Source organism: Citrobacter pasteurii (assembly GCF_019047765.1).
GTDB lineage: Bacteria > Pseudomonadota > Gammaproteobacteria > Enterobacterales > Enterobacteriaceae > Citrobacter > Citrobacter pasteurii.
In genome coordinates, this window is the sequence record NZ_CP077261.1 from 1 (window position 1) to 6,827 (window position 6,827).

Annotated in this window: 7 protein-coding genes; 3 read left to right on the plus strand and 4 right to left on the minus strand. The window is 49.3% G+C overall.

What is annotated here, in order from left to right; genetic code table 11:
- Positions 1-41: 41 nt before the first annotated feature.
- The 4 genes from I6L54_RS00005 to I6L54_RS00030 form a co-directional block, all read right to left on the minus strand.
- On the minus strand, positions 42-734 hold the full coding sequence (locus tag I6L54_RS00005; RefSeq protein ID WP_000550475.1) for a DUF3800 domain-containing protein: 693 nt from the start codon (positions 732-734) through the stop codon (positions 42-44).
- 609 nt (positions 735-1,343) lie between these two features.
- Positions 1,344-2,840, minus strand: coding sequence for a plasmid mobilization relaxase MbeA (mbeA, locus tag I6L54_RS24525; RefSeq protein ID WP_040233157.1), 1,497 nt, complete (start codon positions 2,838-2,840; stop codon positions 1,344-1,346).
- Positions 2,830-3,174 (minus strand): MobC family plasmid mobilization relaxosome protein, encoded by a 345-nt coding sequence (locus tag I6L54_RS00025; RefSeq protein WP_035888672.1) that lies wholly within the window; start codon positions 3,172-3,174, stop codon positions 2,830-2,832. The genes mbeA and I6L54_RS00025 overlap by 11 nt, the downstream gene beginning before the upstream one ends.
- Before the next feature lie 977 nt (positions 3,175-4,151).
- Positions 4,152-4,826, minus strand: a complete 675-nt coding sequence (locus I6L54_RS00030; RefSeq protein WP_001259273.1) for an NYN domain-containing protein — start codon at positions 4,824-4,826, stop codon at positions 4,152-4,154.
- A gap of 347 nt (positions 4,827-5,173) precedes the next feature.
- Here I6L54_RS00030 and I6L54_RS00035 point away from each other — a divergent pair, with 347 nt between their 5' ends.
- From I6L54_RS00035 to I6L54_RS00045, 3 genes are all read left to right on the plus strand, one after another.
- Positions 5,174-5,590, plus strand: a complete 417-nt coding sequence (locus I6L54_RS00035) for a helix-turn-helix domain-containing protein (protein WP_040233155.1) — start codon at positions 5,174-5,176, stop codon at positions 5,588-5,590.
- A 448-nt stretch (positions 5,591-6,038) separates the two neighbouring features.
- On the plus strand, positions 6,039-6,275 hold the full coding sequence (locus tag I6L54_RS00040; protein WP_000019317.1) for a hypothetical protein: 237 nt from the start codon (positions 6,039-6,041) through the stop codon (positions 6,273-6,275).
- A gap of 105 nt (positions 6,276-6,380) precedes the next feature.
- Positions 6,381-6,689: a hypothetical protein gene (locus tag I6L54_RS00045; RefSeq protein ID WP_012564913.1), complete on the plus strand. Its 309-nt coding sequence runs from the start codon at positions 6,381-6,383 to the stop codon at positions 6,687-6,689.
- The last annotated feature ends 138 nt before the right edge of the window (positions 6,690-6,827 follow it).

Sequence of the window (6,827 nt, forward strand, 5' to 3'; positions counted from 1 at the left end):
GCGGCATCTGACTCGGAGACAAACTCTCCACAGCGATTCAATTAGTGAGCTACGTAAAGTCCGTGAACTTTACCATTATTGTAGTCAAAGGAATTCTCAATAATCTTGTAGAACTCATCATCATTGAGCTCAAACTTCCTGAAAATTGAGTACGATACAAGATCCGCAAGCTGAATCAGCCTTGACGCTTTGGAATCCAAAAACAAAGGCACTTCAGAGAAGTTACGAAGTTTTCCATATCCATATCCAGTATCTTTAAACGTACGAGCAAGAGACTGAATACTTTTCTCTGTTGACGATTTATCAAAAATGGCCACCCCTCGAGATGTTGCTCCTTGGTGATGTAAGCGGCTCAAATACATGTCGAAACGAGACGATATCTGATAAAAAGATTCTGTTATTACGTCCTTTCCACCTAAGGATCCCTTGGGTACAACACACGCAAATATACGGATATCCCGATGCTTTTGAGTCAGGAGTGTTAGGCAATCTTTGATCGCTTGTTTTCTGTCATCGAAAGGAAATTTTTTCCAGCCATCTCGCCCACCTCTCATAGGCGAACCATGCAATTCTCTTTCATACGGATCATCAGCATTAAATCTGGCTGCGATAGCATTCATCTCTTGCTCTATCCAATGAGTCTGCTTTTCAAACACTGAGATACCAGAAAGGACAAAATGATTAAGTGTAGGGTCTGATGGTGTACCAGACTCATCAACGTATAAGAGATGCATCGAAGATTCCTTAAACGAAAAAGGCCGCGCATTTGCGCGGCCTTTTCATGAATTAGGCAAGCCAGTGCGATAAAAATCGCATACACCGCTATGGGCAGCGAACTGACTCAGTTTTAATGATAACAGGCAAACGCATATTTACCCAAATAATTTATACACATATCATAATCATGAGCAATTAAATAACATAAATTCAATCGGATAGTTGCTTCATCGTCACTCTTATTTACCATAACATCCGTTGCCCGCACCGCTGAAACGGGGTTGGCTGCGTTTCCGGCGCCAGACGCGAGAAAGTGGCGACAGACATGACGAAAAAACACCAGAAACGCAGCCGCTGGATATTACACTGATGCATAGTCATGCAGCCAGATGCATGGCGCGTAAAGTCACACTAAAATCAGCGCGAACGCCTTAAAAACCGACAAATGCTTCTCCAGCCAGTCCCACAGCTCCGCCGCCAGGTATAGGCAGTTAAGCAATGATTCAATAAGATTTAACAGCTTCATTTCCCGCTCCTGAATAAGTCGTGACCTTTTTGATCACGAACCTATTTAGCGGGAGAAATAAGAGCCCCTCTTCGTGCGGGTTGTCAGCTGTCTGGATGGTTTAAAGTGTCGGCCCGCGGTAGGTTTTCTGCGGCTGGCGCTCCAGCTCCAGTGTTTTCTGATACTCATTCTCCCTCTGCCGGAGCTCGATGGCATTCAGTTCCCGGACAAGCGGCGCAGCTGCTCGCTTAAACTCAGCACCTGCGTGCTCAAGTCCGACACGCGCTCGTTCAGCATCGCGTTCTCCCGTTGCATAAGACCACACATGCTCCGCCATTCCGCGAAGGCGCTCTCCCATTCGTCCAGCCTTTGCGAGTAGTCCTGCTGTAGCTGCTCTAATGCGCTCAGCAACTGCTTTTCCAGCTCTGTCATTTTCCGCTACTCCTGTTTCAGGCGGATCCATGTCGTCCCGTCGTAAGGGATGGCTTCGGTTTGCATCCCCGGCGGCAGGATAAGAAACCTCCGGCCGTCGCTGCTCTCCTGATAGCGCACTCCCCACGTCCGGGCGGTCATTTTCGCCAGGGTATCTTCCTGCTGACGAAGATGCGTGTAATTGTCGGTTATCTGCTGCCCCTGCCACCACAGAATGCTCCCGCTCGTGCCGATCAGCAGCGCTGACACCATCAGGATGGTGAGCCATGTCCGCCCGGCAGTCCGCAGTACGCTCCGCCGGTTTTTCTCCATCGCCTCGCTCATACTCTGCTCGTGGGCGAGGATGGCGTCGCTGATTCTCCTCGCGCTTGCGCTCAGTTCCGCTCTGACAGACTGCTCGTGCTCGCTGAATGCGGCTTTCAGCATCTCGCCGGTACTCTGCTTCTGCGCTTTCGATTGCTGCTCTAAGTCCTTCGCCAGCGTTAAAAGACTGCTCATAGATGGCTCCCTTCAGTCGGATGTTTCGCCCCCCGTCCGGGTCGGCAATGCTGATACTGCTTTTCGTGGTGCGCACCACCTCAAAACCTGACCGTTCCAGCGCCTCAGTGACATCCTGACGGGTTTTCAGCTCCCCGGACGAAGCAAGGGTCAGCAGTCCGCGCGTGATGGCTTCTGCGGCCTCCTGCTTCGTTTTCGGCAGTCCGGACGGCGTGACCAGCGCCCGGCGGTTTTCCGGCGCGTTCGGGTCGTGCAGCCCCAGTCTGCCGTTCACGATGGTCTGCCAGGCATCGATACGCGGCCGGTCGGCGCGGTCGTAGTACGGCTGGAGCCGCCTGCCGGTCAGCAGCTCGGTATTGGGGATCAGAAAGTTCAGCTCCAGACGCCCCTTGTCCTCGTGCTCCACCCACAGAATGCTGTACTGATCTTTATCGAGTCCGGGCATCAGAACCCGCTCGAAGCTGGCCATCAGTTTTTCCCGCTGGCCGGGAGGCAGATCGGCCTCCGCAAACGACAGGACGCCGGAAGTGTATTTCTTCACGTAAGGCGACGCGTCAATCAGCTCCCGGACTTCTTCCGGCTTCCCCTGCAGGACGGTGGCGCCTTCACGCTGCCGGTCTTTACCCAGCAGATAGTCCACCGGCCCGGCGCCACCGCCGCGGCCGCGCGGATGAAATTTAACGATCATCGTCCGTTCCTTTCTCAAGAACGGCGTGCCGCAGCCGCTCAAGCCCGGCATCGATGGCCATCAGCGCCGCCACAATCTGTACCCTGTCATGGCCGGTACCGCCGCCGGCGTTAACACGGCGGGCTATCTGGTTCAGGTTATTGCCCATGCCGGCAAGCTGGCGCAGCAGCGCCGGCGAGAGTGAGGGAAGCTTTCCGGTGCGCGCAGGCTTTTCGTCCAGGCAGGTCTGTCGCATCCACGCCGCCAGCTGCCTGCCGTCACAGCGCTCGAGCAGCCGCCGGTGCTCGTCCTCCGTCACCCACATGGTGAGCATCTTGTTCCGTTTCTCTGACAAACCGGCCTCCTGATAACGCCGGGACGGGCGGGAAAGCCTTTCCCGGTCGGCGCGGGGTTGGACAAGCCGCAGGCGCGTCAGGCTTTTGGCGGGTTTCGGGGCGCAGCCCTGAACCAGTCACGCAGCGCTAGCGGAGTGTATACTGGCTTACTATGTTGGCACGGATGCGGAAATCAGTGAAGTGCTTCATGTGGAAGGAGAAAAAAGGTGGCACTAGCGCGTCAGCAGAATATGCGATACAGGAGATATACCGCTTCCTCGCTCACTGACTCGCTGCGCTCGGTCGTTCGGCTGCGGCGAGCGGTACCGGCTTACGGGCGGGGAGGAAATTTCCTGGTAGATGCCAGGAAGAAACTTAACAGGGAAACGATAAGGCCGCGGCGAAGCCGTTTTTCCATAGGCTCCGCCCCCCTGACAAGCATCACGAAATCTGACGCTCAAATCAGTGGTGGCGAAACCCGACAGGACTATAAAGATACCAGGCGTTTCCCCCTGGTGGCTCCCTCGTGCGCTCTCCTGTTCCTGCCTTTCGGTTTACCGGTGTCACTCCGCTGTTATGGCCGCGGTTTCTCATTCCACGCCTGACACTCGGTTCCGGGAAGGCAGTTCGCTCCAAGCTGGACTGTATGCACGAACCCCCCGTTCAGCCCGACTACCACGTTGTCCCGGTAACTATCATCTTGAGTCCAACCCGGAACAGACACGAAAAATCGCCAGTGGCGGTAGCCATTAGTAAGAGGATTCACGGAGCGGAGTAGTAGAGTGTTCTACAGAGTTCTTGAAGTGGTGGCCTGACTGCGGCTACACTGGAAGGACAGTTTTGGTACCTGCGCTCCGTGAAAGCCAGTTACCTTCGGAAGAAAGAGTTGGTAGCTCTTGATTCCGGCAAACGAACCACCGTTGGTAGCGGTGGTTTTTTTGTTTGCAGGGCATGAGATTACGACGAGAGTAAAAGGATCACAAGAAGATCCGGCTGTTTACCAGTGATTTGGCTTCAGTATTGGTTTCCGCCTAGTGGGAACCTTATCTGGCAATAGCGCTAATCTCAAAGCTTCGTAGGATACATATGGCAGGCTCCAATCCCCTAAACTAGCCAGACTACTAATCACTCGACTAGTATCTTGCTCCCTTGGCACTACGATTCCAATTTTCAATTCAGGTCGATCGGCTTTTATCATTTCTATTGGCGGTATCATATCCGAATCGTTAGTACAGAGAACCAACTGCTCTGCCTCGCCACGAATCGCATCGCGATACATTTCTAAAGCCATTCTAACGTCAGTCTGCTTTTCTTCTAACTTCCAGACCGTTGTTCTATCCGTTTTCGATGGAGGATACCCCTCATTGAAGGTCATCGCACATTCCTGACGTTCTGAGTAGTAACCTTTGATTATTTGTAGCTTCTCGCCATAAATCTGCAGTAATGCTCGATGGTAAGCTTGCTGAGCCTGGTGAGCTAACTCACCTCGAGTAGCAAATTTAGCTTTGATCTCAGCAGTAAAGAACTTCACCTGAATCAACTGTGACTCTCTTGCTCTTATCGGAAGTAGTTGTTCTTCAAAGAGCTTATAAAGGTCCAGCCACTTATACCCCGAACGTTTGACCAATCCATGGTAAAAATTGAACCCATCTACGTAAACTATTGTTCTCATTTTATTTCGCGCATAAAAAAACCGCCTCTAAGGGCGGTTTTAACAACAAAAACTAACGTTAGCAAACAGTTTAAGTTGTAGTTCCTCAGGGTTAAAACTAACCAAGAGGGCGGTTTCAAGCTCCTAAAGGAAGACGCGTAACCTAATCGCTGCCCACCTAAAGGGAGGTTTAGAGCCTCAAGGGAGCTGCGTAACTTAATCGCGCTACCAAGAGGTGAGTGTAGATTAAGTATAGTTAAATATAATGATATTATAAGCGCGCTGGTGTCGTACTAATTATATGAATTAATTTACCAACCTGCTAAGCTGAAGTCTTCTATGAAGACTTCAGCTTAGCAGGTTGGTATATGTCAGATCAAAAAAATAATTTTGACCTTCAAAAACAGACACTTGAATCGAAATGGGGAAAGGAAGCATTAAGCATGGGCTGGTCAGCTATTCCTACATCCCTTTTCTTCTTACAGGGTGCACTCAATATGACACCCACAACATTCAATGTCTTACTCCATCTAATTATCCACTGGTGGAAACCCTACGATTGGCCACACCCCTCTCAGGAGAGCATTGCAGTTAGAATGGGTGTTTCATCAAGAACAGTACAACGCTCACTCCAAGAGCTTGAAAACTACGGATTGCTTACAAAAATTCGTACAAGTAAGGACAACCCTAAGTACAAAGGAAGAAACATTTACGATATGTCTCTTTTGGTTAAGTCACTAAATATTCTTACTCCTGACCTTAACTCCAAACTGAACGAAAAATAACCGCAAAATACATTTAAAATCAGGCCACCGTCGTAGCAGATTTACCATGTATCAGGTCTGTATCGCGGACTCCGACAAGATGAACAGGGGATTGCCGGTACACTCCACACTCACCATCGCCCAAAATTTAATCACAATGAAATGTACCCTAAGATAGTGCTTTACAAGGAAAACATCTTAATAATATATTTGTTAAATAAGATTAATGTTTAATGGAAAGCCTTAAATGCCTGGAAAAAAGTGCCCCTTCTGTAACAAGCTGACCCTCTTCGGAAATAGCTGTACTTCTTGCAATGCTGTAGTGAGAACACCACCAAACGAAGGCCGGGGCGGAAGAGGTAAGCAATGTCCATTTTGTAAGACAATGACACTGTTCAAAGATGGAACGAATGGATCCCTAAAATGCTCCATGTGTCAGCGTAAGTTTTCCCAATCGTAAGGGTGAAAAATGTCACATCCAGTAGGAAAGCACATATCGAAAGAGCAAGAACACGAACTTAATTACTGGCTAAAAAAGAGGGGGTTCAAAGAGAGTAAAGAAAACAGAACATCATTAGTGTGGCTGATTGAATCAGCGAAGCTAGGCCTAGGAATGCCTAGCAATGAGCATCTCGAGCATGCCGAATTAGATAAATACTTTGAAGATAACAAAGGGTTATGGATTGACGAATTTGAGACAAAATAATCTCTGTTACATCTGAGATAAATTCCATAACGTGGGATTTATCCATTTAAAATCAGAACAATATGTAAAATCCCACATCTAAATTATCACAGACAAGAGGTTTACATGACCGAGAAACTAAAAGGAACGGCTAGCGTTCTGCATCAAACCAAAACTTATGAGGAATTGGTTCAGAAGCATTCAGTAGAAGTCGCTAACGGCTTGCTGGCAAATGCGATAAATACTGCTTTGCCTAACGCAGGAATAACTTCAAATGACGTTGCCGGATTCAGTAAGGTAACGATAGCCTTGCGCACAGGAGAAGTTGATCTAGCCAAAACAGCGGAAGAAGCGAACGCTGATGCGGCAGCTGTTTCAGCAAATATTATTGCGGGATTGAAAGCATCACAAAAGAGCAAGGATGAAATAAAGTGATTATCAGCGGGGTAAAAAGCCACCTGAATGGTGGCTTTTTTTATATCCATAACGGGCTGTACTCACTATAACATCCGTTGTGCGATGCTAATGAGAAATGCAACGTAGGCTCTGCATCGATGGAAAATGGTGGCCACA

Coding starts and splice junctions, on each gene's coding strand:
- I6L54_RS00005 (WP_000550475.1), bottom strand. CDS start 734: ATGCATCTCTTATACGTTGATGAGTCTGGTACACCATCAGACCCTACA.
- mbeA (WP_040233157.1), bottom strand. CDS start 2,840: ATGATCGTTAAATTTCATCCGCGCGGCCGCGGCGGTGGCGCCGGGCCG.
- I6L54_RS00030 (WP_001259273.1), bottom strand. CDS start 4,826: ATGAGAACAATAGTTTACGTAGATGGGTTCAATTTTTACCATGGATTG.
- I6L54_RS00035 (WP_040233155.1), top strand. CDS start 5,174: ATGTCAGATCAAAAAAATAATTTTGACCTTCAAAAACAGACACTTGAA.
- I6L54_RS00040 (WP_000019317.1), top strand. CDS start 6,039: ATGTCACATCCAGTAGGAAAGCACATATCGAAAGAGCAAGAACACGAA.
- I6L54_RS00045 (WP_012564913.1), top strand. CDS start 6,381: ATGACCGAGAAACTAAAAGGAACGGCTAGCGTTCTGCATCAAACCAAA.